A 25,308-nucleotide genomic window follows, 5' to 3' on the forward strand; every position below is an offset into this window, starting at 1 on the left:
GATGCTATGGGGATTCCGGTCGTCTCCGTAGCTCAGCTGGACAGAGCACAGGTTTCCTAAACGGTCACAATTGGGCGTCGCGTCGGGAAACTGCGCGGCGGATCCGCTCAAAGTCGGGGAAAGCTCCCGGCGCCGGCATGCTGGCGTCCTGCCGATCCCGAGCCAAGCCCGTCCGACGCGTCAGCGCCAGCGGGAAGGTGTAGAGACTAGACGGGCGGCACCTAACGGCCGGGCGCAAGCCGGGCCCATGGTGAAGGGATAGTCCAGGCCACGAACGCGGCCCGCAGGGGCGGCGGCGGCGAAAGCCGAAGTGGTATGAAACCTGGGGTCGCAGGTTCGAGCCCTGCCGGGGACACCAGAACGCAGTCCGTCGACGGGAATCGGCGCCGCGGCAAAACATTTACCGCGATGGTCACCCGCCGGTGACACGGCCTCGCTATGCGGTTAAGCTTCGCCGCCCGAAAATCGCGGCAGGAGTGGGCAAGTTCTACATGGCGGGTCAGAAAACCGATCAGCGTGACGTGTATGTCGGTCAACGCATCGCCGAGCAGCGCCGGAAGGCATCGCTGACGCAGCGTCGCGTCGCGCAGAGCTTCGGGATGTCGGCGGCGCAGCTGCAGAAGTACGAGAAGGGCACCAACCGGATCAGTGCCGTCCATCTCGACATCTTCTCCCGGATGACCGGGGTGCCGATGGATTACTTCTTCAAGGGCATGCCGCGGAACGACGACTTCACCGCGCCGGGCTTCTCCGAGCCGGATCAGACGCCCCTGTCGGCGGAGGACGGGCTTCAGGGCCTGGCCGAGGTCGTGGGCCGCCACATCACCGAGCATTTCTCCGAGGAAGCCCGACGGGACGTCGCCGCCGCGATCCGGGCCCTGGACCACAAGCTCAACGGCTGAATGCTGAGTTGAGCCGAGGACGGGCGTTTTTTCACCCGTTTCGTACGTTATAGCGGATCCGTTCGGCGGTCCGGGTTGACCGTCATCCGGCCCGGTGCGAGAACCCCGACCCCATAGAGGGTCGAACGCCGCGATCGCGACGGCGTACCCGTGCTCGGGATCCGTCCACATGCCGCGTTCCAACTACCTGTTCACCAGCGAGTCGGTGTCCGAAGGCCATCCCGACAAGGTCAGCGACCGGATCTCCGATACGGTGGTGGATGCCTATATCGCGGCGATGCCGGAGGCGCGGCTCGGGGTCGAGACCCTCACCACCACGAACCGCGTCGTCATCGCGGGCGAGGTGCGCGGTCCGGATTCCGTGACCTTCAAGGATCTCGAGGAGCTGACCCGCCAGGCCGTGAAGGAGATCGGCTACGAGCAGGACGGCTTCCACTGGAAGAACAACGAGGTCGCGATCTACCTGCACGCCCAGTCCGCCGACATCGCGCAGGGCGTGGACGCCGCCGGCAACAAGGACGAGGGCGCGGGCGACCAGGGCATCATGTTCGGCTACGCCGCCGACGAGACCCCGGAGCTGATGCCGGCGCCGCTGTTCTACGCGCACAAGATCCTCAAGGACCTCGCCGACGCCCGCAAGAAGGGTGAGGGCGATGCCGGCAAGCTCGGCCCCGACGCCAAGAGCCAGGTCACGGTCCGCTACGAGAACGGCCGCCCGGTCGAGGCGACCCAGATCGTGCTCTCCACCCAGCACCTCGACGAGTCCCTGGACTCGGCCGACGTGCGCGCCATCGTCGAGCCCTACATCCGGGCCGCCCTGCCGCAGGGCTGGATCAACGAGGGCACCGTCTGGCACGTCAACCCGACCGGCAAGTTCGTGATCGGCGGCCCCGACGGCGATTGCGGCCTGACCGGCCGCAAGATCATCGTCGACACCTACGGCGGCGCGGCCCCCCATGGCGGCGGCGCCTTCTCGGGCAAGGATCCGACGAAGGTCGACCGCTCGGCGGCCTATGCCGCCCGCTATCTCGCCAAGAACGTCGTCGCGGCCGGGCTGGCCCATCGCGCCACGATCCAGCTCGCCTACGCGATCGGCGTCTCGAAGCCGCTCTCGATCTACGTGGATCTGCACGGCACCGGCCAGGTCGACGAGGCCAAGCTCGAGGCCGTCCTGATGGACGCGATGGACCTGTCGCCCCGCGGCATCCGCACGGCGCTCGGCCTGAACAAGCCGATCTACGCGCGCACCGCCGCCTACGGCCATTTCGGCCGCGCGCCGGAGGCCGATGGCGGCTTCTCCTGGGAGCGGACCGACCTCGCCCAGAAGCTGAAGTCGGCCCTGTCGTAAGGCGGCCCGCGCTCCAGCGCTGAACGACCCGCCAGCGCGTCGTCCCCGATTCGGGACGGCGTGCTGGCGTTTTTATGAGTCCCGGTTTCAAAAAGTCTTGGACCTTTTGCGGGAGCGGGGCAGAGCCCTGCTTCGGGGCCGCGAGCCCTCTGGAAACCCGTCCTTGCCCGTGCGCGGACGACGCGTTGGTAGCCGATGTCTGACCTGAACGGACGACCCGGTCGCGAGGCCGAGGAGCCGGAGCGCGCCTTCTTCGGACGGCGCAAGGGCAAGCGCCTGCGCGGCCTGCAGGAGCGGCGCCTCACCGAATTGCTCCCGGTGCTCCGCGTCGATCTCCCGCCGGACGACCGGCCGCTCGATCCGCGCACGCTGTTCCCGGCGCTCGACGGCGCGCCGGAGGCGGTCTGGCTGGAGATCGGGTTCGGCGGCGGCGAGCACCTCGCCGCCCAGGCCGAGGCCCATCCCGGGATCGGGATCATCGGGGCCGAGCCGTTCGTCAACGGCGTGGTCAAGCTGCTGGCCGCGATCGAGGCGCGGGGCCTGCGCAACATCCGCATCCGCGACGAGGACGTGACCGCCCTGCTGGCGCGGCTGCCGGATGCCTGCCTGGACCGGGTCTACCTGCTCTATCCCGATCCCTGGCCGAAGCGCCGGCAGCGCAAGCGCCGCTTCGTCTCGGATGCCGCGCTCGCGGAGATCGGCCGGGTCCTCAAGGATGGCGGCCTGTTCCGCTTCGCCAGCGACATCGACGATTATGCCGGCTGGACCCTGGTCCGGGCCGCCCGCTGCCCGGTCCTGACCTGGACGGCGCGGCAGGCCGGCGACTGGACCCAACCATTCCCGGGCTGGCCCGGGACCCGCTACGAGGCGAAGGCGCTGGCAGCGGGCCGGCGCCCGACGTATCTCGAGTTCGTGCGCCGGCCGCGCTGAGCGGCCGCCGCCGGGGCACCGGCGCGGTCCGAGCGCACCCGCATCCCGTTCGGTTTCGCACGGACGGGTCGCCGCATCGGAACGGGACGCCTTGCAACAGTCACGCTCGGGCGCCATCCTGAGTTGCCTTCGCGGTCCGGACCGCGGCAGGGGGGCATCTCGTGCGGGAGCGCGCCGCGGCGCGTTCGAGGGTTTTTCCGAGTGGACGAGAGCGTGGGTCAAGACCCGGCGGCGGACGACCCGTATCGCGCGGGCTTCGACGATGCCGCGATCGGCCTCGTCGTGCTGTCGGCGGACGAGGCGGCGATCGTGGCCGCCAACCAGGTCCTGCACGACCTGCTCGGTTGGGCGCCGGGCCTGCTGGCCGGACGCGCGACCGCGGATCTCCTGGCTGACCGGCCCGAGGGGCTCGGCGACGGCATCCAGGCCTGGCGCCGGGCGGACGGAACCGTGCTGGATGTGCGGGTGCGGCGCTCCGGCCGGACCCTGGTGGTCGAGGCCGTGGATGCGGACGCGGCCGCCCATTCCGAGGCCAACCGCGAGGCCCTGGAGACCGCCGGCCTCGGCGAGTGGCGCTGGGACCGGGCGACCGGTCTCCTGACCCTGTCGCGCCGGGCCGCCCGGATCCTGGGGCGCCAGCCCGGGCACTCCGTGCCGTGGGACGAGCTCAAGAGCAGCCTGTCCGACCCCGAGCTCGCTCGCCTGGCCGCGACCGTCACCGAGGCGCGCCGGGCCGGCCAGTCCTACCATTTCGATACGCCGGTGACCGTCGCCGGGCGCACCGTGATCCTGCGGGTGCGGGGCCAAGCCGTGCCGGGCCGCGACGGCGAGCCCGCCAGCATGGTCGGCGTCGTCCAGGACATCACGACGCGGGTCGAGGCCCGGGACGAGATTCTGTCGCGGGATCAGCGCCTGCGGGTGGCGACCACCATCGCCAAGCTCGGCATCTTCGAGTGGCACATGCTCGAGGACCAGGCGATCTGGGAAAACGAGCACATGTACGAGATCTTCGGGCATGCCCCCGAGGACGGTACCATCGGCAAGAACGAGTTCCTCAACGACATCCTCCACCCGGACGACCGCGCCGCGGTCCGCCACGCGATCTCGAAGGCGCTGCGCGAGGACGGGATCCTGCAGATCGGCGGCCGGATCCGGCGGAAATCCGACGGGGCCTGGCGCACCATCGACATGGCCGGCCGGTTCGAGCGGGACGCGCCCAGCCGCCTGCCGCGCCGCCTGATCGGCGTGGTCGCCGACGTGACCGACCGGCGGATCGCCGAGGAGCGGCAGAGCCTGCTGATCCGCGAGCTGCACCACCGGGTGAAGAACACGCTCGCCACCGTGCAGGCGATCGTGGGCTCCACGGCCCGCACGGCCTCCAGCATCGAGGATTTCTACGAGGCCTTCGTCGGGCGGATCAAATCCCTTGCCCACACCCATGCGGTGCTCACCGAGGATACCTGGCAGACCGCCTCGCTGGCCAACCTCCTGCTCAGCGAGCTGAGGCCCTACGCGGAGGTCTCGGTCGAGGGCGGCGCCGAAGGGCGGATCAGCCTCGAAGGGCCGCCGATCGACCTGCCCTCCGAGATCGCGGTGCCGATCGGCATGGCGATCCACGAGCTCACCACCAACGCGGCGAAATACGGGGCGCTCTCGAACCGCACCGGGCGGGTCGCGGTGACCTGGTCCCTGGAGACTGGGGGCGCGGCCGGGATCCTGCGCTTCCACTGGCGCGAATCGGGCGGCCCACCGGTCAGGCCGCCGAGCCGCCAGGGCTTCGGCTCGCGCCTGCTCCAGCGGGTGCTCATCACCCAGGTCCAGGCCGAGGTCGAGACCGATTACGATCCCGAGGGGTTCTCGCTGACCATGCGGGCGCCGATCCCGCCGCGCAACGACAGCCTCAATCCGCTGGCCTGACGCGGCGCCCCGTCAGGCGGCGCCGCGCGTCCCGGATTCGCCGCCGCCGTCGACGAACGCCTTCAGCTCGTCCAGCGACGCGAAGGTGAACCGGCCCTGCGGGGTCTCCGCCTCGATCGAGCCGTCCTCGAACATCACGTAGGTGTTGCCGCCGGAGGCGTAGCGCCCGACCACGGTACGGGTGTCCGGCTTCGGTTCGGGCTCGGGTTCCGGCGCCGCGTCGAGACTCGGGCGCAGGGCAGGATGCTCCGAGGGCGGGGCCGGCTGCGGGGGCGCTTCGGGGGCGGCGAACAGGTCGTCCTCCGGGCTGCGCTCGGCCGCGGGGGTCGGGACCGCCTCCGGGGCGGGCCGATGGGGCGGCTCCGGCTCCACGATCGGGGCGGCGGGAAAGGCCTGGATCGGGAAGTCCGATTCGACCGGGGTCGGCCTCTGCGGCTCGGCCGCCTTGGGGGGCTCGGCCGGGACCGCCGGGGTGTCGTCGAGGAGGCGCAGATTGGGTTCGATCCGCGGCCGCTCGGGGTCGAAGGGCGGCTCGACGATCGGCGGCACGATGAAGGCGGGGGCGGCCGGCAGCACCGGCGGCAGCCGCGGTGCGCTCTCGGTGGCGGGGCCGGCCTCAGCCGGGGCCAGCGCCGGGCGCTGGCCGATCGTCCGCTCCAGCCGGCGGAACACGAGGGCGAGGACGCCGATCCCGAACAGCACGGCGCCCGACGAGGCCGCGACCGAACCCGCGATCACCATCGCGAGGCCGCTCTCCAGACGCACATAGGGGAAGCCCTGGATCACGGCGGCGCAGCCCCCGATGGCCATGGCGGCAGCGAGCGCGAACAGCGCAGCGATCATGTTACTCTCTAGACACGGGCCGGCTAACCGCCGGCGCTTAAGGCGTGCCGCACAGTAAGGCCTTGCCGTCATATTGCAAAACCCGGTGGTGAGATTACCCGGGAATACCGGTTCTTGCAGGTTGTCGGGCCGGGCGCCCGGGGCTTCCTCGCCCGGCCGCGGGCCGTCCCCGGAAGTTTGCACCAAGCCTGGCCGGAACGGCGTTGCCGTCGCGCGGGCATCGACTTACCTAGCGGGTCGTGACCCGGACGCCCCCGCCGGGGACGAGGCCGCCCAAGGTTGAAGCGCGCCGCTGTTTCCCGTGAAACACGGTCTGCTCCAGCCCCTTGTTATCGCATGATGATCCCGGAAAGCCGGATCCGGCTTGTCCGCATCGTGCTCAAAGCGGAGACAGAGCCAATGACCTTCACCCTGCCGGAACTGCCCTACGCCTACGACGCGCTCGGGCCGTACATGTCGAAGGAAACCCTCGAGTTTCACCACGACAAGCACCACAAGGCCTATGTCGATACCGGTAACAAGCTGCTCGAGGGCACGGATCTCCAGGGCAAGAGCGTCGAGGAGATCGTCAAGGCGGCCTACAACACGAATCAGCCGCTCTTCAACAATGCCGGCCAGCACTACAACCACATCCATTTCTGGCAGTGGATGAAGCCCAATGGCGGCGGCGCCATCCCCGGCGCGCTCGCCAAGAAGATCGACGAGGACCTCGGCGGCGCCGAGAAGTTCAAGGCGGACTTCATCCAGGCGGGCGTCAGCCAGTTCGGCTCGGGCTGGGCCTGGCTCGCCGTGAAGGACGGCAAGCTCGCGATCCTGAAGACCCCCAACGGCGAGAACCCGCTGGTCCACGGCGCCAAGCCGATCCTGGGCGTCGACGTGTGGGAGCACTCCTACTACATCGATTACCGCAACCGTCGCCCCGACTACCTCAAGGCGTTCATCGAGAACCTGGTGAACTGGGAGCACGTCGAGAAGATGTACGGCGAAGCGACCGCCTGATCCGGATATAAGGGGCGTTGCGGGCCGATCGTGTCCGCGGCGCCCTTGAGATGCCGGACAAAAGCCGCTCTTGATGCGGCCCCCGGGCTCAGCAGGGCAGGCCGCCATTCTTTCCTCGTTTCCCGACCCCATGATCCCGCAGCGGGCGGATCCATGATCCGCTCCATCCTCTCGGTGGGCGGCTGGACCCTGGTCTCCCGCGTCACCGGCTTCGCCCGGGACGTGGTGATGGCCGCCGTGATGGGCGCGGGGCCCATGGCCGACGCCTTCGTGGTCGCATTCCGGCTGCCGAACCATTTTCGCGCGATCTTCGGCGAGGGCGCGTTCAACACCGCCTTCGTGCCGGCCTATGCCGGGCTCGCCGAGACGGGCAGCTCCGGCGAGGCGCACCACTTCGCCGATCGCGTCTTCACCCTGATGCTGATCGTGCAGCTTGTGCTGCTGAACCTCGCCCTGCCGGCGATGCCCTGGGTGGTGCATGCCCTGGCGCCGGGCTTCGCCGAGGATGGCGAGCGCTTCCAGCTCGCGGTGGCGCTGACCCGGATCACCTTCCCGTACCTGCTGTTCATGACCCTGGTGACGCTGCTGTCGGGCATCCTGAACGCCCACCGGCATTTCGCCGTCGCGGCCGGAGCACCGGTGCTGCTCAACGTCGCCATGCTGGCGGCCCTGGGCTTGAGCTTCCTGTTCCCCAACGCCGCCTACGCGGCCGCCTGGGGCGTCGCGGTCTCGGGCGTGCTGCAATTCGGCCTGCTGTGGTGGGGCTGCCGCCGGGCCCGGGTGATGCCCGACCTCGCCGTGCCGCGCTCGGATCCGGCGCTGAAGCGGTTCTTCGTGGTGCTCGGGCCCGCGGTGATCGGGGCGGCCGGGTTCCAGATCGCTACTTTCGCCGACACGATCATCGCCAGCTGGCTGCCCACCGGGGCGGTCTCAGCCCTGTACTATGCCGACCGACTCTACCAGCTGCCCTTCGGGGTGATCGCCATCGCGGCCGGCACCGTGCTCCTGCCGGAGATGAGCCGGCGGATCGCCTCCGGCGACGTGGCCGGCGCGCATGCGGCACAGAACCGGGCGGCGGGGTTCTCTCTCGCCCTGTCGGCGCCGTTCACGGTGGCGTTCCTGACCATCCCGGGCCTGATCATGGCGGCCCTGTTCCAGCGCGGCGCCTTCAGCGCCGAGGACGCGTCCCGGGCCGCCTCGGTGCTGGCCGCCTACGGGCTCGCCCTGCCGGCCGTGGTGCTGGTGCGCAGCGCGGTGGCGAGCTTCTATGCCCGGCAGGACACCAAGACCCCGCTCTGGGCCTCGCTGACCGCGATCGGCGTCAACGTCGCGCTGAAGCTCTGGCTCACCGGGCCCTACGGCGTCACCGGCTTGGCGCTGGCGACGGCGGTCAGCCAGTGGGTGAACCTGCTGATCCTCGTCGTCCTGGCCAAGCGCCGCGGCTGGACGGCGCCGGGCCGCACCCTCGGCCTCACCGTCCTCGGCGTCGGCCTCGCCTGCCTCGCGCTGGCGGGCGTGGCCGTCTACGGCCAGGGGGTCGCCGAGGCGCTGGTCCCGGCCCTGTCGCACGGGCGCGAGATCGCCATCCTGGCGGTGCTGGGCCTCGCCGGGGCCGCGATCTATGGCGGGCTGCTGGCCGGCCTGCTGCACCTGTTCGGCCTGCGCCTGCGCCGGGCCTGACAAACACCGTCCCCTCGAGCCGGGCTCGCCGCCGCCCCTTCGAGTCCCAGATCGCTCGTGAAGGCCAATGAGGAACGCCATGACCGACGCCAAGGATCTGCTCGCGGGCGTGAGGGCCGTTGTCTTCGACGCCTACGGCACGCTGTTCGACGTGAATGCCGCGGTCCAGCGCTACGCCGACGCAGTCGGGCCGGATGCCGACCACCTCTCCGAGGTCTGGCGCAACAAGCAGCTGGAATACAGCTGGACCCTGTCGCTGATGGGCCGCTACGCCGCCTTCTGGGACCTCACCGTGCGCGCCCTCGATTATGCCCTGGCGGTCCATCCGGGCGTGGACCCGGCCCTGCGCGAACGGCTGCTCGACGCCTATCGCGACCTCGATGCCTATCCGGAGGTGCCGGAGGTGCTGGCGTCCCTGCGCAAGCGCGGCCTGCGCACGGCGGTGCTGACCAACGGCAACGCCGCGATGGTCGACCGGGCCGTGGCCTCGGCGGGGCTCGCCGACCATCTCGACGCCGTGCTCTCGGTGGACGACGCGCAGGTGTTCAAGACCCATCCCGACGCCTACCGGATCGCGCTGCTCCGGCTCGCGGTCGGGGAGGCGGACGTGCTGTTCTGCTCCTCCAACCGCTGGGACGTGGCCGGCGCCCACGCGTTCGGGTTCCGGACCGCCTGGGTGAACCGCCGGGGGCTGCCGGACGAGTACGCGGACCTCGCTCCCACAAGCGTGATTGGGTCCCTCGACGGACTGCTTTGAACCCGCGCATCGGCGTGCGCCGCTTCGGAGATTTTTAATCGTCCCGGTGTTGGATCATCCTCAACACGAACGGGAGAAGTTGCGCGTGGCCACGAACGGTTCCTTCACGACGATCCGCGCCGGGGCCGCAGCCCTCGCGGCGACCCTGGTGCTCGGGGCCGTCGCCCCGGCCACCGCCCGCGACCAGACCGGCGCGATCATCGGCGGCCTCGCGGCCGGCGTGGTCGGCGGCGTGGTCGGTGGCGCCCTGGTGAACGGCGCCAACCAGCCGCCGCCCCCGCCGCCGGAATACCGCCCGCGCCGTGTCCTGGTCGAGGAGCCCGAGACCGTCGTGGTCCGCGAGCGCCGCGGCCCGATCTGCCACTACGAGCGCCGCAAGGAGTGGCTCGGCGACGGCGAGTTCACCTACCGCCGCGTCGAAGTCTGCGAGTAATCTGTTCGGGTCATCTCGTCGGCGCCGCGTCCCCCGGGGCGCGGCGTTCGTCATTTCACCACCAGCCAATCCTCGACCACGAGGGCGTCGAGGCCGGTCGTGTAGAACATCAGGATCGCGTCCTCCGCACTGTCGAGGATCGGCTTGCCCATCACGTTGAAGCTGGTGTTGAGCAGGATCGGCACCCCGGTGATGTCCGCGAAGGCGCGGATCAGGGCCGCGTAGGCCGGGTTGCGCGCGGCCGTGACGCTCTGGAGCCGTCCGGTGCCGTCCTGGTGGACCACCGCCGGCACCCGGGCGCGGACGTGCTCACGCCAGACGAGGGTGCGCTCCATGTAGGGGCTGTCGGCGTAAGCCTCGAACCAGTCCGGTCCGGCCTCGGCCAGGATCGAGGGCGCGAAGGGCCGGAACGCCTCGCGGTACTTCACCTTGGCGTTGAGCGCGTCCTTGGCACCCTCCGGCCGCGGATCGGCCAGGATCGAGCGGTTGCCGAGCGCCCGGGGCCCGAACTCGGCCCGGCCCTGCACCCAGCCGACCAGCTTGCCGTCGGCCAGGATCCGGGCCGCCGCGCTGGTCGCGGCGTCGTGGCCGACGCGCTTGGCCCGGGGTTCCTGCTCGGCCAGCCGCTCCATGGCGGTGGTGGAGACCCGGGCGCCGAGATAGGGCGTCAGCGGGCACTCCCCGGGGGGCGGCCCGGCCCAATCCGGATGGTCCTCCGCGTAGGCGAGCCAGGCGGCGCCCACCGCGTTGCCGTCATCGGCCGGGGCCGAGGGGACGTGCAGCCGGGTGAAGCCGGAGCGGTCGAGCACCCGGCCGTTATAGGAAGAGTTGAGCCCGCAACCGCCGGCGATCACGAGGTTGTCGGCGGGGGCGAGGGTCGCCGCCTCAGCCACCAGCACATCCATCAAAGTCCCAAACAAATCCTGGCCGCAGCGGGCGAGGTCGGCCCAGCCGGTCTCCAGGGCGTCCGCCGGGCGGCGCGCCCGGATCTCCGCGGCGACGGCCTGGATGGTCGCGGCCTCGGCGAAGCGCAGGCGCCCGCCCTCGATGGTGCAGAGCCGTGCCAGGAGGGCGGCGAGCTCCGGATCGGGGCGTCCGTAGGGCGCGAGCCCCATGATCTTCCATTCCTCACCCTTCACCTGGTCGAAGCCGGCGAGATCGGTGATCAGCCCGTACAGGAAGCCGAGTGACCCGCGCCCGCGGTGGCGGCGCAGCTCCGTGATCCGGCCGTCCTGCAACCGGTAGATCGCCGCCGCGCCGGTCTCGCCCATGCCGTCGACCACCAGGGCGGTGGCCGCGTCGAACGGGCTGCCCCAGAGCCCGTAGGCGGCGTGGCAGAGATGGTGCGGGTAGCGCCGCTGCCCGGCGATCGTCGCGCGCGGCGTCCCGGTGGCCCGCGCGCCCTGGTTGAGGGCCAGCAGGGTGCCGTGGCCGACCCGCTCCTGCGCGCCGTGTAGGTCGGCGATGAACACCCGCTCGGCCTGCTCGGGCACGAAGGAGCGGTTGAGCGCCGTGCTGTGGGCGGCGAGCGCCATCAGGTCGAAGGCGCCGGCCCCGGCCTGCCCGCGCAGGAAGTCAGTGAATTGCGCCCCCCAGGACGAGGCGACCACGATCTCCGAGCCGGCCGGCACGTATTCCTGGACCAGGGCGATCACCCGGGCCGGGATGTCGGGCTCGCAGTTCGGGGCGCGCTTGTACTGGAGGAACCGCTCCGTGGCCTCGGCGAACAGCACCGTGCCGTCGGGCCCGACGAGGGCGAGCGCCGGATCGTGGAAGGTGGTGGCGAGGCCGAGATAGAACCGCATGGATAGGCGGGTAGCGCATTTTCGCGCGCAACGGAGCCTGGGGCGGCGCCTACCGGGTAGCCGCGGGGCGCTGCACCAGCAGGAGAATCGCCGCCCCCGCGAGCCCCGACAGGGCCGAGCCGGCGAGCACGCCGAGCTTCACGGCGGTCTCATGCTGCGGGTCCGCGAAGGCCAAGCCGCCGATGAACAGGCTCATGGTGAAGCCGATGCCGCACAGGACCGCGACGCCGTAGACCTGCCCCCACCCGGCCCCGGCCGGGCGCTGCGCCAGCCCGAGCGCGACGGCGAGCCGCAGGCTGGCGAACACCCCGACCTGCTTGCCCAGGAACAGCCCCGCGGCGATGCCGAGCGTCACGGGCTCCAGGAAGGCGTCGCGCGTCAGTCCGGTCAGGTCGACGCCGGCATTGGCGAAGCCGAAGACGGGAACCACGAGGTAGGCGATCCAGGGCGCCAGACCGTGCTCCAGCCGGTGGAGCGGCGAATCGGCGGCCTCCGGTCGGCCGGGACTCACCCGGATCGGGATGGTGAAGGCCAGGAGCACGCCCGCCACCGTGGCGTGGATCCCGGAGCGCAGCACCAGCACCCACAGGACGAGGCCGAGCAGCAGATAGGCCGACAGCCAGGTTACGCCGGCCCGGTTGAGGCCGTAGAGGGTGGCCAGCACCAGCCCGGCCAGCCCCAGCATCCCGGCATCGAGGCCGGAGCCGTAGAACAGCGCGATCACCACCACGGCGCCGAGATCGTCGACGATGGCCACGGCGCTCAGGAAGATCTTCAGCGAGACCGGCACCCGCTTGCCGAGCAGCGCCAGGACGCCGAGCGCGAAGGCGATGTCGGTGGCCGCCGGGATCGCCCAGCCGCGCACGGTCCCGGCGCCGAGATTGGCCGCCGCGTAGACCAGGGCGGGCACCGCCATGCCGCCCAAGGCCGCGAAGCCGGGCAGAACCCGGTCCGGCCAGGTGCGCAGCCGCCCGTCCAGGGCCTCGCGCTTGATCTCCAGCCCGACCAGCAGGAAGAACCCGGCCATTAGGCCGTCGTTGATCCAGTGCTGCAGGCTCATCGGCCCGAGCGCGGCGTGGAGCCCGTGCGCGTAGGTCTCGGCGAACGGTCCGTTGGCGACCACGAGAGCCAGCGCCGCCGCGGCCATCAGGATCAACCCGCCCGCCGCCTCGCTCGCCAGCATCGTGCGGATGGCCGAGAGCGGGCGCCGGCCCCGATCCTGCGGGGCGCGGCCGATAATCGGAGGCGGCTTCATCGTCGGCAGGCTTGGCTTGGTTTGGGGGCGGGGGCAAGCCGCACCTTGCATCGCGGGGCGGCCGTCCCGTATCGTCACACTATGTCAGACCGGCTGCTCTGGCTGGTGGTCGACAGTCGTTCCCCTGCGGATCGGGCCCCGACTGGGACCGCCTTCCCGGAACTCGACCGCGTTCGGACCCTCGCCGAGGTGATCGGTGAGGACGGCGAGCGCGTGCCCGCGGCCAGTACCGGGACGATCGTCGCCGTTTGGGGCGCGGGCGCCGCCTTCGATGTCGAGTTCATGCAGCCGGTCGAGGCACTCGCCGCCATCGCGCCCGCGACCCTGGTCCTGGTGCAGCGCGCCGGCGCTTGATCGGCCCGGGTTGCATCCTGCCCGCTTCTTTACCCTGAAGCCGCTTCGGAAAGCGCCACGCGATCCGTAACGCGCCGCCCCCTCACGACACCTTTCCCAAAACCGCGCGGATCAACCCCAGCCCGTCCGGGCTCGACCAGGCGGCCGGGCCCTTCATCACGCCGATCGTGCAGCCCTGCGCGTCGATCAGCATCGTTGTCGGCAGCCCGGGGGATTGAGTGTCGCGCTGGATCGCGGGCAGCACGCGCCCGCCCGGATCGGCGTAGAACGGCAGGGCGTGGATGCCGGCCTGCTTGAGCCATTCCGGCGGCTTGTCGAGGTTGCGGGTGTCGACGTTGATCGCGACCACGGCGAAATCCGGCCCGCCGAGTTCCGTCTGGAGGCGGTCGAGCGCCGGCATCTCGGCCTTACAGGGGGCGCACCAGGTCGCCCAGAGGTTGACCAGCAGCAGCCGGCCCTTGAGGTCGGAGAGCCCGGTCTCGGCGCCGTCCGGCCCCTTGAACCGGATCTCCGGCGCGGGCCGCGCCTGCTTCAGCGCCTGCATGCCCGCGACCTCACCCTTGGCGGCGGCCTCGACCCGGGCGAGGGCGGGCGTCGCGCCCGCGCAGGGCTGGAGCGCCCCGCCCGTGTTGCCGGGCAGGAGACCGCTCCCGTATAGGGCGGTCCCGAGGACGGCGAGCGCGGCGAGGCCCGCGCCGGCCATCAGAGTGGTGCGGCCGGGCATCAGGTTTGCCTGCCGGGACGTTCAGGGCGCGGAAGGATCGACATGAGCAACCGGATGTGGGGCGGCCGCTTTGCCAGCGGCCCGGCGGAGATCATGGAGGAGATCAACGCCTCCATCGGATTCGACAAGCGCCTCGCGCCCCAGGATATCCGCGGCTCGCTGGCGCATGTGGCGATGCTCGGCGCGGCCGGCATCCTTCCGGCAGAGGATGTGGCCGCGATCGAGGCCGGGCTCAAGTCCGTGCGCGACGAGATCGAGGCCGGGCGCTTCATCTTCAAGCGCGAGCTCGAGGACATCCACATGTCGGTGGAGAGCCGGCTCACAGAAATCGTCGGGCCGGCCGCCGGGCGCCTGCACACCGCCCGCTCGCGCAACGACCAGGTCGCCACCGATATGAAGCTCTGGGTGCGCGACACCCTCGATTCCCTCGACCAGCAGGCCGCCGACCTGCAGCGGGCCCTGGCCGAGACCGCGCTCAAGCATGCCGGCACAGTGATGCCCGGCTTCACCCATCTCCAGTCGGCCCAGCCGGTCACCTTCGGGCATCATTGCCTAGCCTATGTCGAGATGCTGGCCCGGGACCGCAGCCGGTTCCGCGACGCCCGGGCCCGGCTCAACGAATGCCCCCTCGGCGCTGCGGCGCTCGCCGGCACCTCCTTCCCGATCGACCGCCACGCCACCGCCTCAGCGCTCGGCTTCGACCGGCCGACCGCGAACTCCTTGGATTCGGTGGCCGACCGCGACTTCGCCCTGGAATCGCTCGCCGCCGCCTCGATCTGCGCGGTGCACCTCTCGCGCTTCGCCGAGGAGCTGGTGGTCTGGACTTCGGCGCAGTTCAACTTCGTCAAGCTATCGGACGGCTACACCACCGGCTCGTCGATCATGCCGCAGAAGCGCAACCCCGACGCGGCCGAGCTGGTGCGGGCCAAGTCCGGCCGGATCATCGGCGCGCTCACCGGCCTGCTGGTGGTGATGAAGGGGCTGCCGCTCGCCTATTCCAAGGACATGCAGGAGGACAAGGAGGGCACGTTCGACGCCCTCCAGGCCCTGTCCCTGTGCCTGGCCGCCATGACCGGCATGGTGAAGGATCTGGAGCCCAACGCCGAGGTGCTCAGCCAGGCCGCCGGCTCCGGCTACGCCACCGCCACCGACCTCGCCGACTGGCTGGTGCGCGAGCTCGGCCTGCCGTTCCGCCAGGCCCACCACGTCACCGGCCGTCTGGTCGGCGCCGCCTCGGCCAAGGGCATCGGGCTGGAGGCGTTGTCCTTGCCCGAGATGCAGGAGGCCGAGCCGCGCATCACCGACGCGGTCTACGCCGTGCTCGGGGTCGAGAACTCGGTGGCCAGCCGCACCAGCTATGGCGGCACCGCGCCGGACAATGTCCGGGCGCAGGCGCAAGGGTGGATCGAGCGGCTCGGCTGAGCGCGGCGACCGCCGGACCGGCCTTCAGGCCCGCGCGCCGGGCCGGGTGACCAGGGCTGCCAGTCCGGTCCGGGGGGCCGGGCCGGTCTCGACGGGCGGGTTGGGCGGGATCGTCGGAACGGTCGTCTCCGCGTCGGCCGGTGGGCTGCGCAGCACCCGCGCCATCGCCTGTTTCAGCACCACAGCCTCATCCAGCAGTTCGTGTGCGTGGGCCTCGACCGAATCGTCGCCGTGATCGTCCGGCTCGTGCCGCAGCAGCGCGCCGGGATAGGCTTCATCCTCCGGCAGGGTGCGGGATGGGTCGAGCTCGTCGGTTGTCGGATCGGGGGATGCCTTGCTCGGATCATCCGCCGCATCGCTGGGGGCTTCGGCCATGCCCGGCTCGTCCGCGCAGGCGCCGGCAGCGGTTTCCGGCCCCTCGGAGCTCGGCGCATCCGGCTCGCGTGTCGCGCCGGGATCGATCCCCGCCGCGACCTCGGTGAGGCTGGCTTCCATGAGGCCCGGCTCACCGCCGGCGGCGGCATAGTCCCGGGCGGCGTCAGCGATCTCATGGGCGACCTGGGCCAGATCCTGGACGATCCGGGCCGCCGCCTTCCTGTCCCCGGAGGCCCCCGCCGCCAGGGCTTCGGCCTTGAGCCGCCGGAGCTTCCGCTCGGCTTCCTGGAGAGCGAAGGCGGCGCGGTCCCGCTGGCTGGTCCGGGCCGAGGCCAGGGTGGTCAGGACGCTGCTGAGCTGGGACAGTTTGGCGTAGCCCAGCCGCTCCGGAGGCGGCAGCACCGCCTCTTCATCCGGCTGTGCGTCGGCCCCGCCCTCCTGTGCGCTTCCGCCCGTTGTCTCGCGGGCGTCGGCCGCGACGCCCGGAATCGTCACCTTGTGCGCGGCCGGGCGCTGAGGCCCCTCTGGTGCCGCCACCCGGTTCACGGATCCAACCATGGCCACCTGCCGCGCGGAACTGTCGTTCGCCGACGGATTCGGACGATGCCGACAGGAAATACATAGGTTGTGCTTGCGGCCTTGGCAAATTCAACTTTGAGTTTGTGGATTCGATCTTGGACGCTGGCCTCCGATGTTTCGCAAAGCTTCTCCACCGGCTGTGCATTCCGCCGATGTCGTCATCGCCGCCCCTCGCTTCGGAGCCCGGGCGGCCTCGATCGGTTGCCGCAGCGCGTTCTCAGGCCGCCATCGGCCCCCTGGTCACAAAATTCGAGACCTGGCATTGATCGTCCATGACCTTGTCGATTCACCGCGCGAGCGCTGCGATCCGCAGCCGAATTCACGACCCGGCCTGATCCGTCAGGCCGGGTCCCCCCGCCCGTGAACGTCTCGGCGCCCGATGCGCCGTCCCCGAGGTCGAACCCCATGCCTGCCCAGGAACCGACGCTGCATCTCGTCTGCGGCAAGATAGCCGCCGGAAAATCGACGCTGACCGCCAGCCTCGGCGCGACGCCCGGCACCATCGTGGTGGCCGAGGATCGCTGGCTCGCTCGGCTCTATCCCGACGAACAGGCCGACCTGACCGACTACGTGCGGCATTCGACCCGCCTGCGGAGCGTGATGGGGCCGCACGTGGTGGACCTGCTCCGCGCCGGGCTCTCGGTGGTGCTGGATTTCCCCGCCAATACCCTCGCCAGCCGGGCCTGGATGCGCACGCTGTTCGAGGAAGCGGGCGTCGCCCATCGGCTCCACTACCTCGATGTCGCCGATGACATGTGCAGGGCCCGCCTACGGGCGCGGAATGCGTCCGGAACGCACGATTTCACGGTCACGGATGCGCAGTTCGGCCTCTTCACCCGGTACTTCGTGGCGCCGCGCCCGGAGGAGGGATTTCAGGGCATCGTTCATCGACCGTAGCGCGCCTTGCCGGCGTCGGCCGATATGTCGGGGATTCTGCCATCCGCAGGTTCAGGGGCCGCACCTCGTCCGATGAGCACGGCTACCCACACCAACCCACAGCCTCGGCACGAATTTGTGCATCGCAACCATCCGGGGGGCTGCGCGTTCACCGTCTGGCTAAGTCCGGCCCGTTATGAAGCTCGGCTGTGTGGATCGGAGATCGCATGATGCCTGTCGAGAGTTGGCTGAAGCCGGAAGACGTGCCCGAACTCGCGGCACGGGCGACCGCCATGATCGATGCTGCCCTGACCGGTTCCGGCCTGACCCGCGAAACCTACTGGTCGGCCGTCCGCAAGGGCTACAACACCCCCTATAACGACCCGCCTCGCAAGCGCCCGCTGCCGCCGGCCCAGCCGAACGCGGTCGCGTCCAGCGTGGCCACGCCCGAACCCGTCTCGGTCCCGCCGGCGGTGATCGCCGCCCTGGCCGCAGAGGTGCGGGCGGTCTGAACCGCCGCGCCGGCCGGGTCGCCCCATCTTGGCCGCCATCGAGCTTGGCTGCCATCTTGCCGACTTTTTGCGCGGGCTTCACTCATCCAGATCCCCGGTTCGGCCCCTTATGGGGCCGCCCGTCGTCAGGAAGTGAAGATGGTCCGCGTCCCCCGCCTGCTCCCGGTCGGAGCCCTCGCCCTGCTCGCCTCCGGTCTCGTCACGGGCCTCGTCGGGGCCACGGTCGGCGCAGCGGCCTTATCGGCGACGGCGGTTCAGGCCCAGCAGGCGGAGCCGGACGGCTTCTCGGATGCTGAGCCGGCGAAGCGCGGGCGGCGGTCGCGTCGTGAACGCGCGCCGCGGGCCGAGAGGAAGGCGGCGACGCCCCCCGGGATGCAGCAGGCCACCCCGGTGGCGATCTTCGGCGACTGGAACGTGTTCGTGAACGGCGATGGCCGCGCCAAGCTCTGCTACGCCATCGCCCAGCCGCAGGCACGCTCGCCCAAGACCCTCAAGCGCGACACCGCCTACCTGTTCGTGAGCGTGCGCAAGGGCGAGAACGTCCAGAACGAGGTCGCGGTGATGCTGGGCTTCCCGTCGAAGCCCGCGGCCTCCCAGATCAAGCCGGGCTCGGCGGCCGCGCCGACCGACCCGACCCTCAACCTGGGCACCGGACGCTACGGCCTCGTCGTGAAGGACGGCAATGCCTGGCTGCAGAACCCGGCCGAGGAGGCCCGGGTGGTCTCCGAGATGAGCGCGCGCAACCCGAAGCTCGTGATCAAGACCACCTCGCTGCGCGGCAACCCGACGAGCGACGAATACGCGCTCGCCGGGTTCGCGGAGGCGATGAAGCGCACCCGGGACGAGTGCGCCAAGTAACCGCCTCAGGCCAGGCGGCGCCGGATCTGCGCTGCCTGGCCGCCGCGGGCGTTCGCACGTCCCCGGGCTGCAGCCCGCTCGCGCGCGGCGCGGGCCGCCTGCTCGGCGTTGCGGAACACGGCGCCGTCGAGGCCGTCGAAATCCCGCGATGAGGAGAAGAACCGCACGCCGCGCCCCTCGGGCACGGCGATGCCGGCGGTGACCTCGCCGATCTCGATCACCCGCGGCGGTTCAACCCGATCCGCCGAAGCCCGGTTGGAAAGCGTGACGTCTTCGGCGGCGAGGTCGTCGGTGAAGGGGTCGGGACGGTTTGTCGGCGGAAGCCCGACATCGAGACTGTGCATGGGACGGAATCCTGCCTTGGCCGGCGCCAGGGCCGTGCCGGAATGCGGGAAGTGCTGCGAAGGTTCGGTGCGGCTCAGGTCTCGCCGATCACGTCGATCGTGCGGGTCTCTAGCCCCTTGATGTGACGAACGCGCTATCGCCGATCAGGCAGCGCGTGCGCCCGGCGGACCTGCCGTGTCGGGCCGGATCGCGGCCCGCTCAGGCTTTGGCACGCAGACCCGGTTTCGACGCGAAACCGCAGGCCGTCGGCGTGTCAGCCGCTCGGAGTCGACAGCGCCGCCAGGAGGCCGGGGCACCGTGCGCATCATGGAGCAGGTGGCGAAAGGAGCCAGTTCGGATCGACATCCAATGTCCTCCAGACTGAAGGACCGCGCGGCGCGTGCGCCGTCGCAGTGCTTTAGCGTTTGATGACGCGGCGCAAGCTACGCTTCTCAAATCACCGCGGCCGAGGGGGCGGGCCAGGACGTCCGTCCCGTTCGGCGAGGGCAAAGATGGGCCCGGGGCGCCGGCCCGTCAACGGAACGCGCTTCCGATTTTCGGCGTCAGCTTGGCAGGAAACCGGTCCCGCCCGGCCGCCTGGGAGACGCGATGGTTCAGGCCCCGGCGATCACCGCGGCGAGGTCCGCGAAATCCGAGAAAACCCCGCCGGCGCCGGCCCGCAGCAAGTCGGCCCCCGCCGGGTCGTGACCCCAATGGCCGCCACCGGTGAAGCCAGCGACCCGCATGCCGGCGCTCCTCGCCGCGGTGACGCCGGGCACGCTGTCCTCGATCACCAGGCAGGAATTCGGCGCCGCGCCCATGCGCGCGGCAGCGAACAGGAACAGGTCGGGGAAGGGCTTGCCCCGGGCGACCTGCGCCGAGGAGAAGATATTCTCGCCAAACAGCGGCAGCAGCCCGGTCAGGCCCAAGGAATGGCGCAGCCGCACCGGGTCGCTGCTCGACGCGACGCAGGACGGCAGGCCCAGGGCCGCGACCGCCTCCGCGACGCCGCGCATCGCCCGCAGCTCGGCATCGAACAGGGCGAGCGTCTCCGCCTTGACCGCCTCGACGAAGCCCGGGGGGGCTATGACGCCGTAATCGCGCGCGATGTGTTCCATGATCGACACCATGGAGGTGCCAGTGAAGCGCCCCCGCACGGTCTCGAAATCGATGGCAACGCCGATCCGGTTGAGGCCGGCCGTCAGGCAGGCGAGGCTCAGGGGCTCGCTGTCGACCAGGACGCCGTCGCAATCGAAGATCACCAGGCCGGGCTTCTGGGCGTGCGCGTCCAAGGTCGATGGTCCTTGACGGCCCTGCGCCGCCGGGCGTCCCTGTGGCATGGCCCCCCTTGGGGCGGCAACCGCGCGTATGCCGCAGCGCACCTTGTGCGTGCCGCGGGCGACTCCATGCGTGCCGCGGCTTGCACCGGGCGGCCCGGCCCCATACTCCCGGGGCGGGCGCCCGCCCGGGCGCGCAGGCATGGCTCAGAAGACCCCGCGATGTTCCGCTTCCTGGCCCGCGTCCTGGGCTTCCTGCTGATGGCCGGCGGCTTCGTCGCGCTGGTCTATGACGGCGCCCGCTCGATCGCCAATAACGGCCTGCGGGTGACGCCGCTCTCGGACGTGATCGCCACCCTGTCCAAGGACAAGTCCGGCACCCTGCAGGGCAGCCTCGAAGGGGCGGCGCCCTGGCTCTGGCACCTGCTGGGCTTGCCGTTGACCCTCGCCCCGGCCTCGCTGATCGGGCTGGGGCTCGGCGCGGTCCTGCTCTGGCTCGGCCAGCCGGGCCGGGAGCCGATCGGGTTCCTGACGAAGCCCTGAGGAAGCGGCCCTACCGCGCCGCGAGCTGGGCGCGGGCCTCGGCGAGCTCGGCCTTCAGCCGCGCGATCTCGGCGGTGAGCGCGTAGTGTTCGCTCACGTCGATCTGGGACGCGAAGTAGTAGACGACCGTCCCGGTCGCGTCCCGTACCGGCCCGACATAGAGCGCGTTCTGGAAGACCGAACCGTCCTTGCGGTAGTTGAGCAGGTCGATCTTGATGTCGACTCCCTGCCGGATCGCGGCCCGCAGGCGGTCCACCGCGGCCGCCTCGGTCCCGGGCCCCTGCAGGAAGCGGCAATTGCGCCCGGTCACCTCCAGCCGGGTGTAGCCGGTGAGGTTGAGGAAGGCGTCGTTCGCGAAGACGATCGGGTTGTCGTATTGCCGCGGATCGGTGACGATCGTCGGCATCCGGGTTGCCCGCACGGCCGCGGCGAACGGGTCGCCCCGGTTCGACTCCGCCCGGAGGTTGTCCAGCACGTGGCTCGTAGCGGTCCAGCCCGCATCCATCCGGCTCAGCCCTTCACGCCTCAACCTGCGGGTCGCGGCTTCGCGCGCTTACAAGCCGGAAATTGCGGCTGCGGTCCAGTGCTCCGGCTGCGATTTGAACGGCGCGGCGGGTTTTCGCGCGGTCTGTACGGTCGGGACGGAAGCCCAAAGCTTTCTCGCCGGGCCGGTCGTGCCCATATTCGGATCACGCCCTGAAGACCCGGAAGGCTAGAGACGATGTTCCCGTTCCGCAAGCGCCCCGAGATGCCGAGCCCCGCCGACGCCCTGCCGGGCCGCCCGAACCCGATCCCGACCGCCGAGACCCATTTCGTCAACGGCAACCCTCTCAAGGGGCCCTATCCCCCGGGAACCGAGACGATCGTGCTCGGGCTTGGCTGCTTCTGGGGCGCCGAGCGCCGGTTCTGGCAATTGCCAAAGGGCGTGTTCGTCACCGCGGTCGGCTATGCCGGGGGCTTCACGCCGAACCCGACCTACGAGGAGGTCTGCACCGGCCAGACCGGCCACAACGAGGTCGTGCTGGTAGCCTTCGACCCCGCGGTGCTGCCGCTCGACGCGCTGCTGCGGACCTTCTTCGAGAGTCACAACCCGACCCAGGGCATGCGCCAGGGCAACGATGTCGGCACGCAGTACCGCTCGGGCATCTACACCAACGGCCCGGAGCAGGAGGCCACCGCCAAGGCCGTGCGCGCGGCCTATGCCGGGGCGCTGCAGGCGCGCGACTTCCCCGACATTACCACCGAGATCGTGCCGCTGGAGACCTTCTACTTCGCAGAGGCCTACCACCAGCAATACCTCGCCAAGAACCCGGCAGGCTATTGCGGGCTCGGCGGCACCGGGGTGAGCTGCCCGGTCGGGACCGGGATCGCCGCCTGACCCTTACGGATTGCCGCCCGGCCGCGGTACCGGCGCAGCCGGCGCGGTAACCGCGGCCGGGTCGGGATGCGGCGTGCTGCTCCTCGGGCTGCGCAGGACGATGAGCACACCGCCCACGACCGAGAGGGCGAGGGCGGTGACGAGGATGAGGAAAAGCCAGCGGGGCATCCGGTGGCGTTAGCACGTCGCGCCCGGTTCGGCGAACGATCCGCGCGCCGCGTGTCGGAACGCCTCAGCGCGGGACGAACACGCCCGGGACCACCGTGCCCGTCCGGCCGAACATCGCGTCGGCGCGGGTGCAGCTCGCCGGCACGTCCTTCTCGTACACGGCCAGGTAGGACCGGGCGTGCAGCAGCAGGGCATCGCGCTCGAGATCCGCGGGATCGACGCCCATGGCCTGGACGACGCTTTTGAAGCGGTCGCCGTCGGTCCGCAGCGTCTCGCAATGGGTGTTCACGAAGCCGGCCAGCCCGGCGAGCTTGGCCGCCTTGAGGGCGTTGGCCGGCGGCTCCGGCGGCGTCTCGCCGAACGCCTGCCCCCCGGTGAGGGTTAGGACGAGCGCCATCGGCAGGAGGCTGCGGATCCGCATTCGGTGACACTCCATCGGGCTACGGCGCCTTCAGCACAGCGCGGCAGGCGGCGGGCAGGGCCGACATGGTCATAGCGGGCTTCGGCTTCGGCGGCACCTTGGGCGGCTTCGGGTGCAGCACCGCGTCCGAGAACCAGTAGCTGAGGTCGTCACAGCCATCCCCGGCGGCGGGTGCGCCCTGGGGCTGGCAATCGTCCTGGCCGGCCGGGCAGGCGAGCCGAATATGGTAATGGTAATTGTGCCCGTACATCGGGCGCACCTTGGACATCCAGCTTCGGCCCGAGGCCTCCCGGCACAGGGCCTTCTTGATCGCCGCGTTGACGAAGATGCGCTCCACCTCCGGCTGCTCGGCGGTGACCTTGATCAATTGCAGATGGGTCGGCGTCCAGACCTGCGGGTCGATGTCGAGGCGGTCGGGGCGGACCATGTCGGTGGCCGAGGTCTCCTCGCGCTCCGCCCGGCTCATGCGGTGGTCCGGCATCGGGGTCAGCCAGATGTCGGCGTCGATGCCAATCTGGTGCGACGCGTGGCCGGTGATCATCGGGCCGCCGCGGGGCTGGGCCATGTCGCCGACGAGCAGGCCCGGCCAGCCGACCCGGGCGGCCTTCTGCGACAGGCGCTCGACGAAATCGATCAGGTAGGGCGTGCCCCACATCCGGTTGCGGGACGGGCGCATGACCTGCCAGTTCGGCCCGTCGAGGGGCAGCGCCTGCCCGCCGGAAAAGCAGCCCTTGGCGTAGAATCCGTAGATATGAGCCGGCCCGCTGGAGGCCCGGGTGACGCGTCCGAACAGCGCCTTGGCCGGGGTCGAGGGCGCGTCCGGATGCTCGAGCGGCGGCAGCGGCTTCGGGTTGACGCTGCCTCGGTCCTGGGCCTGCGAAGCCGCGGCCGACAGGATCAGGGCGGCCAGCGCGAGGCACGCGGCGTGTTTGGGAGTGTGACGCGGGATCGGCATGCGGGGAGCTGTTCGTCCGGCTGAGAGGGCGGGCACAGGCCCGGACCGGAACGTGGGGCATCGCCGGGGCGTTTTTCAGGCAGCGATCGAAAGGCGACGCGTGATCCGGGAGGCGAGCATGGCGGCCAATCCTCAACCCGCGGCGCGGCAGCCGCGCAGCCTGATCGCCAGCGATCGGGTCATCGGCACGGATGTGCGCCGGCCGGACGGCGGCAAGGTCGGCCGGATCGAGCGGCTGATGCTCGACAAGATCTCCGGCCGGGTCGCCTACGCGGTGATGAGCTTCGGCGGCTTCCTGGGCCTCGGCGAAGAGTTCTACACGCTGCCCTGGTCGGTGCTGCACTTCGAGCCCGAGCAGGACGCCTACGTGCTCGACATCACCGAGGAGCAACTGCGCGCCGCCCCCGCCCGCACCCCCGAGGGCACCGACCCGGCCGAGGACGGCGCCTGGGAGGAGCAGATCCACCGGTATTACGACGCCGCGCCCTATTGGGGGATCTGACCCGGCGGCCGTTCAGCCCTCCGAAGGGCCGCACCAGCCGGGCAGGTAGCCGGCCTCCTTGGACTTGGCGAGCGCCATCGCCTTCTCCAGCGCCTCCGAGAAATCGTTCTCGACGCGCTTCTCCTTGATGTTGCGGCGTAGAAAGTCCGCCCAGAGGAACTCGCTGAACGGGGTCGTGTCCTTGGCGAAGCCGCCGGCCCGGCGCAGCTCGCCCGCGAGGCTGCGGTATGGATCGTCGGCGAGGTCGGCGATCGCCTTGGGGATGTCCTTGAAGTCTTGCCGCACGCCCTCGGCATCGTAGGGATAGACCCAGGATTTGTGGTCGCAGACCGTCCAGAACGCATCCTTCTCCAGGTGGTGCAGGTCGGCCAGCACCGTGACTAGCACGCTCTCGACGCCCTCTTCCTGCAGGGCGCGGGACAGGTGGTGGTGGTCGACCACGTAATGGCGCTTCTTCGGCCCGAGCACGGTCGGGATCATGTGCGCCCCGAGGAACGCCTTCTTCTTCTCGCCGTCGTAGCTGCGCCACCGCCGACGCTTCTCGGCGACCTCCCGGTAGCCCACCGTCATCTGGGTTGGGCGCAGCTCGGTGATCGGGATCGGCTTGAGCAGCGGTTCGCGGTTAGTCATGACTCGAGCGTCCTGCGTGGTTGTGTCGCGCAGATTCCATACGCGGCACTGGATCGGAAGACCGACCCGACCGGACCGTGCTCACGATTTGCCGATTGGCCCGGCCCGTACCGCGTCCAGCACGAACACCCGGATCGCCGAGGACAGGTTCTGGCCGCCCCGGCCGGCATCGATCGCGCCGATCAGCGCCTGGACCGACTGGCCGCGCGTCTCCGCGACCTCCCGGAGCGCCGCCCAGAACGGGTCCTCCAGGGACACGCTGGTGCGATGGCCCGCGATCACCACCGAGCGCTTGCTGAGTCCCGCGCTCACGATGCGCGCGTCATAGGGACGGATCGCGCTCCGGTTCGCTGCGCTCGAGCCGGTGGCCCTCGTGGCGCTCGATCTCCAGGGCCTTGCGCCGCTGCTGCAGGGTCTTGGCCTTCTTCGGACGCCCGAAGGCGATCCGGTTCTCCTCGGCCTTGGCATCCTCGGCCGCACGGGCCTTGGCCTTGCGGACCTGTCGCAGGTTGATGATCTCGGCCACGGATCGCCTCCCGGC

The 25,308-nt window shown here is 70.7% G+C and carries 30 protein-coding genes; 16 read left to right on the forward strand and 14 right to left on the reverse strand.

Going from position 1 to position 25,308, the window contains the following annotated elements:
- Positions 1–491 precede the first annotated feature (491 nt).
- From AKJ13_RS02310 to AKJ13_RS02325, 4 genes are all read left to right on the forward strand, one after another.
- Positions 492–902 carry a helix-turn-helix transcriptional regulator gene (locus AKJ13_RS02310; RefSeq protein WP_007567652.1) on the forward strand — a complete coding sequence of 137 codons (411 nt, stop codon included), beginning with the start codon at positions 492–494 and terminating at the stop codon, positions 900–902.
- A gap of 169 nt (positions 903–1,071) precedes the next feature.
- The gene (gene metK, locus AKJ13_RS02315; protein WP_007567650.1) at positions 1,072–2,250 is read left to right on the forward strand and encodes a methionine adenosyltransferase; all 1,179 of its coding nucleotides are present in this window, start codon (positions 1,072–1,074) and stop codon (positions 2,248–2,250) included.
- Positions 2,251–2,445: 195 nt separating this feature from the next.
- The gene (locus tag AKJ13_RS02320) at positions 2,446–3,180 is read left to right on the forward strand and encodes a tRNA (guanine(46)-N(7))-methyltransferase TrmB (protein WP_050731902.1); all 735 of its coding nucleotides are present in this window, start codon (positions 2,446–2,448) and stop codon (positions 3,178–3,180) included.
- Between the two features lie 201 nt (positions 3,181–3,381).
- Positions 3,382–5,097, forward strand: coding sequence for an HWE histidine kinase domain-containing protein (locus tag AKJ13_RS02325; RefSeq protein WP_050731903.1), 1,716 nt, complete (start codon positions 3,382–3,384; stop codon positions 5,095–5,097).
- A 12-nt stretch (positions 5,098–5,109) separates the two neighbouring features.
- Here the strand turns inward: AKJ13_RS02325 and AKJ13_RS02330 are convergent, their stop codons facing one another.
- On the reverse strand, positions 5,110–5,940 hold the full coding sequence (locus AKJ13_RS02330) for a hypothetical protein (RefSeq protein ID WP_050731904.1): 831 nt from the start codon (positions 5,938–5,940) through the stop codon (positions 5,110–5,112).
- Positions 5,941–6,339: 399 nt separating this feature from the next.
- Between AKJ13_RS02330 and AKJ13_RS02335 the strand changes: the two genes are divergently transcribed.
- The 4 genes from AKJ13_RS02335 (at position 6,340) to AKJ13_RS02350 (ending at position 9,809) form a co-directional block, all read left to right on the forward strand.
- Positions 6,340–6,939, forward strand: a complete 600-nt coding sequence (locus AKJ13_RS02335; protein ID WP_050732139.1) for a superoxide dismutase — start codon at positions 6,340–6,342, stop codon at positions 6,937–6,939.
- Positions 6,940–7,092: 153 nt separating this feature from the next.
- Positions 7,093–8,619, forward strand: coding sequence for a murein biosynthesis integral membrane protein MurJ (gene murJ, locus AKJ13_RS02340; RefSeq protein ID WP_050731905.1), 1,527 nt, complete (start codon positions 7,093–7,095; stop codon positions 8,617–8,619).
- A gap of 79 nt (positions 8,620–8,698) precedes the next feature.
- Complete coding sequence (locus tag AKJ13_RS02345) at positions 8,699–9,376, forward strand: haloacid dehalogenase type II (RefSeq protein ID WP_007567644.1); 678 nt, start codon at positions 8,699–8,701, stop codon at positions 9,374–9,376.
- A gap of 85 nt (positions 9,377–9,461) precedes the next feature.
- The gene (locus AKJ13_RS02350) at positions 9,462–9,809 is read left to right on the forward strand and encodes a hypothetical protein (RefSeq protein ID WP_007567643.1); all 348 of its coding nucleotides are present in this window, start codon (positions 9,462–9,464) and stop codon (positions 9,807–9,809) included.
- Positions 9,810–9,859: 50 nt separating this feature from the next.
- Here AKJ13_RS02350 and AKJ13_RS02355 read toward each other — a convergent pair whose 3' ends face one another.
- Both AKJ13_RS02355 and nhaA read right to left on the reverse strand, forming a co-directional pair.
- A complete protein-coding gene (locus AKJ13_RS02355) occupies positions 9,860–11,614 on the reverse strand; it encodes a carbamoyltransferase C-terminal domain-containing protein (protein ID WP_050731906.1) in 1,755 nt (584 codons plus the stop codon).
- A gap of 49 nt (positions 11,615–11,663) precedes the next feature.
- On the reverse strand, positions 11,664–12,869 hold the full coding sequence (gene nhaA / locus AKJ13_RS02360; RefSeq protein ID WP_050731907.1) for a Na+/H+ antiporter NhaA: 1,206 nt from the start codon (positions 12,867–12,869) through the stop codon (positions 11,664–11,666).
- 81 nt (positions 12,870–12,950) lie between these two features.
- Here nhaA and AKJ13_RS02365 point away from each other — a divergent pair, with 81 nt between their 5' ends.
- A complete protein-coding gene (locus AKJ13_RS02365; protein ID WP_244471488.1) occupies positions 12,951–13,223 on the forward strand; it encodes a DUF4926 domain-containing protein in 273 nt (90 codons plus the stop codon).
- Positions 13,224–13,305: 82 nt separating this feature from the next.
- Here AKJ13_RS02365 and AKJ13_RS02370 read toward each other — a convergent pair whose 3' ends face one another.
- Positions 13,306–13,947, reverse strand: coding sequence for a TlpA disulfide reductase family protein (locus AKJ13_RS02370; RefSeq protein WP_050731908.1), 642 nt, complete (start codon positions 13,945–13,947; stop codon positions 13,306–13,308).
- A 42-nt stretch (positions 13,948–13,989) separates the two neighbouring features.
- Between AKJ13_RS02370 and argH the strand changes: the two genes are divergently transcribed.
- Entirely contained in the window at positions 13,990–15,369 is a 1,380-nt protein-coding gene (gene argH, locus AKJ13_RS02375) for an argininosuccinate lyase (protein ID WP_050731909.1), read from the forward strand.
- Between the two features lie 24 nt (positions 15,370–15,393).
- On the opposite strand, the gene AKJ13_RS02380 is transcribed toward argH, so the two are convergent.
- Positions 15,394–16,302, reverse strand: a complete 909-nt coding sequence (locus AKJ13_RS02380; RefSeq protein WP_144426160.1) for a hypothetical protein — start codon at positions 16,300–16,302, stop codon at positions 15,394–15,396.
- Between the two features lie 426 nt (positions 16,303–16,728).
- On the opposite strand from AKJ13_RS02380, the gene AKJ13_RS02385 reads away from it, so the two are divergent.
- The 3 genes from AKJ13_RS02385 to AKJ13_RS02395 all read left to right on the forward strand — a co-directional run bounded on the left by AKJ13_RS02385 (position 16,729) and on the right by AKJ13_RS02395 (position 18,569).
- Positions 16,729–17,220 (forward strand): ATP-binding protein, encoded by a 492-nt coding sequence (locus AKJ13_RS02385; protein WP_050731911.1) that lies wholly within the window; start codon positions 16,729–16,731, stop codon positions 17,218–17,220.
- A gap of 206 nt (positions 17,221–17,426) precedes the next feature.
- Positions 17,427–17,711 carry a hypothetical protein gene (locus tag AKJ13_RS02390; RefSeq protein ID WP_244471489.1) on the forward strand — a complete coding sequence of 95 codons (285 nt, stop codon included), beginning with the start codon at positions 17,427–17,429 and terminating at the stop codon, positions 17,709–17,711.
- Between the two features lie 138 nt (positions 17,712–17,849).
- On the forward strand, positions 17,850–18,569 hold the full coding sequence (locus AKJ13_RS02395) for a hypothetical protein (RefSeq protein WP_007567625.1): 720 nt from the start codon (positions 17,850–17,852) through the stop codon (positions 18,567–18,569).
- Between the two features lie 5 nt (positions 18,570–18,574).
- Here AKJ13_RS02395 and AKJ13_RS31240 read toward each other — a convergent pair whose 3' ends face one another.
- Both AKJ13_RS31240 and AKJ13_RS02405 read right to left on the reverse strand, forming a co-directional pair.
- Positions 18,575–18,913 carry a hypothetical protein gene (locus AKJ13_RS31240; RefSeq protein WP_144426161.1) on the reverse strand — a complete coding sequence of 113 codons (339 nt, stop codon included), beginning with the start codon at positions 18,911–18,913 and terminating at the stop codon, positions 18,575–18,577.
- A gap of 594 nt (positions 18,914–19,507) precedes the next feature.
- On the reverse strand, positions 19,508–20,185 hold the full coding sequence (locus tag AKJ13_RS02405; protein WP_050731912.1) for an HAD family hydrolase: 678 nt from the start codon (positions 20,183–20,185) through the stop codon (positions 19,508–19,510).
- Positions 20,186–20,392: 207 nt separating this feature from the next.
- Between AKJ13_RS02405 and AKJ13_RS02410 the strand changes: the two genes are divergently transcribed.
- Entirely contained in the window at positions 20,393–20,713 is a 321-nt protein-coding gene (locus tag AKJ13_RS02410; RefSeq protein WP_007567618.1) for a hypothetical protein, read from the forward strand.
- A 10-nt stretch (positions 20,714–20,723) separates the two neighbouring features.
- Here the strand turns inward: AKJ13_RS02410 and AKJ13_RS02415 are convergent, their stop codons facing one another.
- Positions 20,724–21,188 carry a PAS domain-containing protein gene (locus AKJ13_RS02415; RefSeq protein ID WP_280137096.1) on the reverse strand — a complete coding sequence of 155 codons (465 nt, stop codon included), beginning with the start codon at positions 21,186–21,188 and terminating at the stop codon, positions 20,724–20,726.
- 246 nt (positions 21,189–21,434) lie between these two features.
- Between AKJ13_RS02415 and msrA the strand changes: the two genes are divergently transcribed.
- Positions 21,435–22,091, forward strand: coding sequence for a peptide-methionine (S)-S-oxide reductase MsrA (gene msrA / locus AKJ13_RS02420; RefSeq protein ID WP_050731913.1), 657 nt, complete (start codon positions 21,435–21,437; stop codon positions 22,089–22,091).
- A 3-nt stretch (positions 22,092–22,094) separates the two neighbouring features.
- On the opposite strand, the gene AKJ13_RS32135 is transcribed toward msrA, so the two are convergent.
- From AKJ13_RS32135 to mepA, 3 genes are all read right to left on the reverse strand, one after another.
- Positions 22,095–22,259, reverse strand: a complete 165-nt coding sequence (locus AKJ13_RS32135; protein ID WP_200905571.1) for a hypothetical protein — start codon at positions 22,257–22,259, stop codon at positions 22,095–22,097.
- 64 nt (positions 22,260–22,323) lie between these two features.
- Positions 22,324–22,680: a hypothetical protein gene (locus tag AKJ13_RS02425; protein ID WP_050731914.1), complete on the reverse strand. Its 357-nt coding sequence runs from the start codon at positions 22,678–22,680 to the stop codon at positions 22,324–22,326.
- 19 nt (positions 22,681–22,699) lie between these two features.
- Positions 22,700–23,635, reverse strand: coding sequence for a penicillin-insensitive murein endopeptidase (mepA, locus tag AKJ13_RS02430; RefSeq protein ID WP_050731915.1), 936 nt, complete (start codon positions 23,633–23,635; stop codon positions 22,700–22,702).
- A 118-nt stretch (positions 23,636–23,753) separates the two neighbouring features.
- Between mepA and AKJ13_RS02435 the strand changes: the two genes are divergently transcribed.
- A complete protein-coding gene (locus tag AKJ13_RS02435) occupies positions 23,754–24,137 on the forward strand; it encodes a PRC-barrel domain-containing protein (protein ID WP_050732143.1) in 384 nt (127 codons plus the stop codon).
- 12 nt (positions 24,138–24,149) lie between these two features.
- Here AKJ13_RS02435 and AKJ13_RS02440 read toward each other — a convergent pair whose 3' ends face one another.
- The 3 genes from AKJ13_RS02440 to AKJ13_RS02450 form a co-directional block, all read right to left on the reverse strand.
- A complete protein-coding gene (locus tag AKJ13_RS02440; protein ID WP_050731916.1) occupies positions 24,150–24,767 on the reverse strand; it encodes a ParB-like protein in 618 nt (205 codons plus the stop codon).
- A gap of 81 nt (positions 24,768–24,848) precedes the next feature.
- Positions 24,849–25,079 (reverse strand): ribbon-helix-helix domain-containing protein, encoded by a 231-nt coding sequence (locus AKJ13_RS02445; protein ID WP_007567606.1) that lies wholly within the window; start codon positions 25,077–25,079, stop codon positions 24,849–24,851.
- A 10-nt stretch (positions 25,080–25,089) separates the two neighbouring features.
- Entirely contained in the window at positions 25,090–25,293 is a 204-nt protein-coding gene (locus tag AKJ13_RS02450; protein WP_050731917.1) for a DUF4169 family protein, read from the reverse strand.
- Positions 25,294–25,308: the final 15 nt, after the last annotated feature.

Origin of the sequence: Methylobacterium sp. ARG-1, assembly GCF_001262595.1 — a bacterium.
GTDB lineage: Bacteria > Pseudomonadota > Alphaproteobacteria > Rhizobiales > Beijerinckiaceae > Methylobacterium > Methylobacterium brachiatum.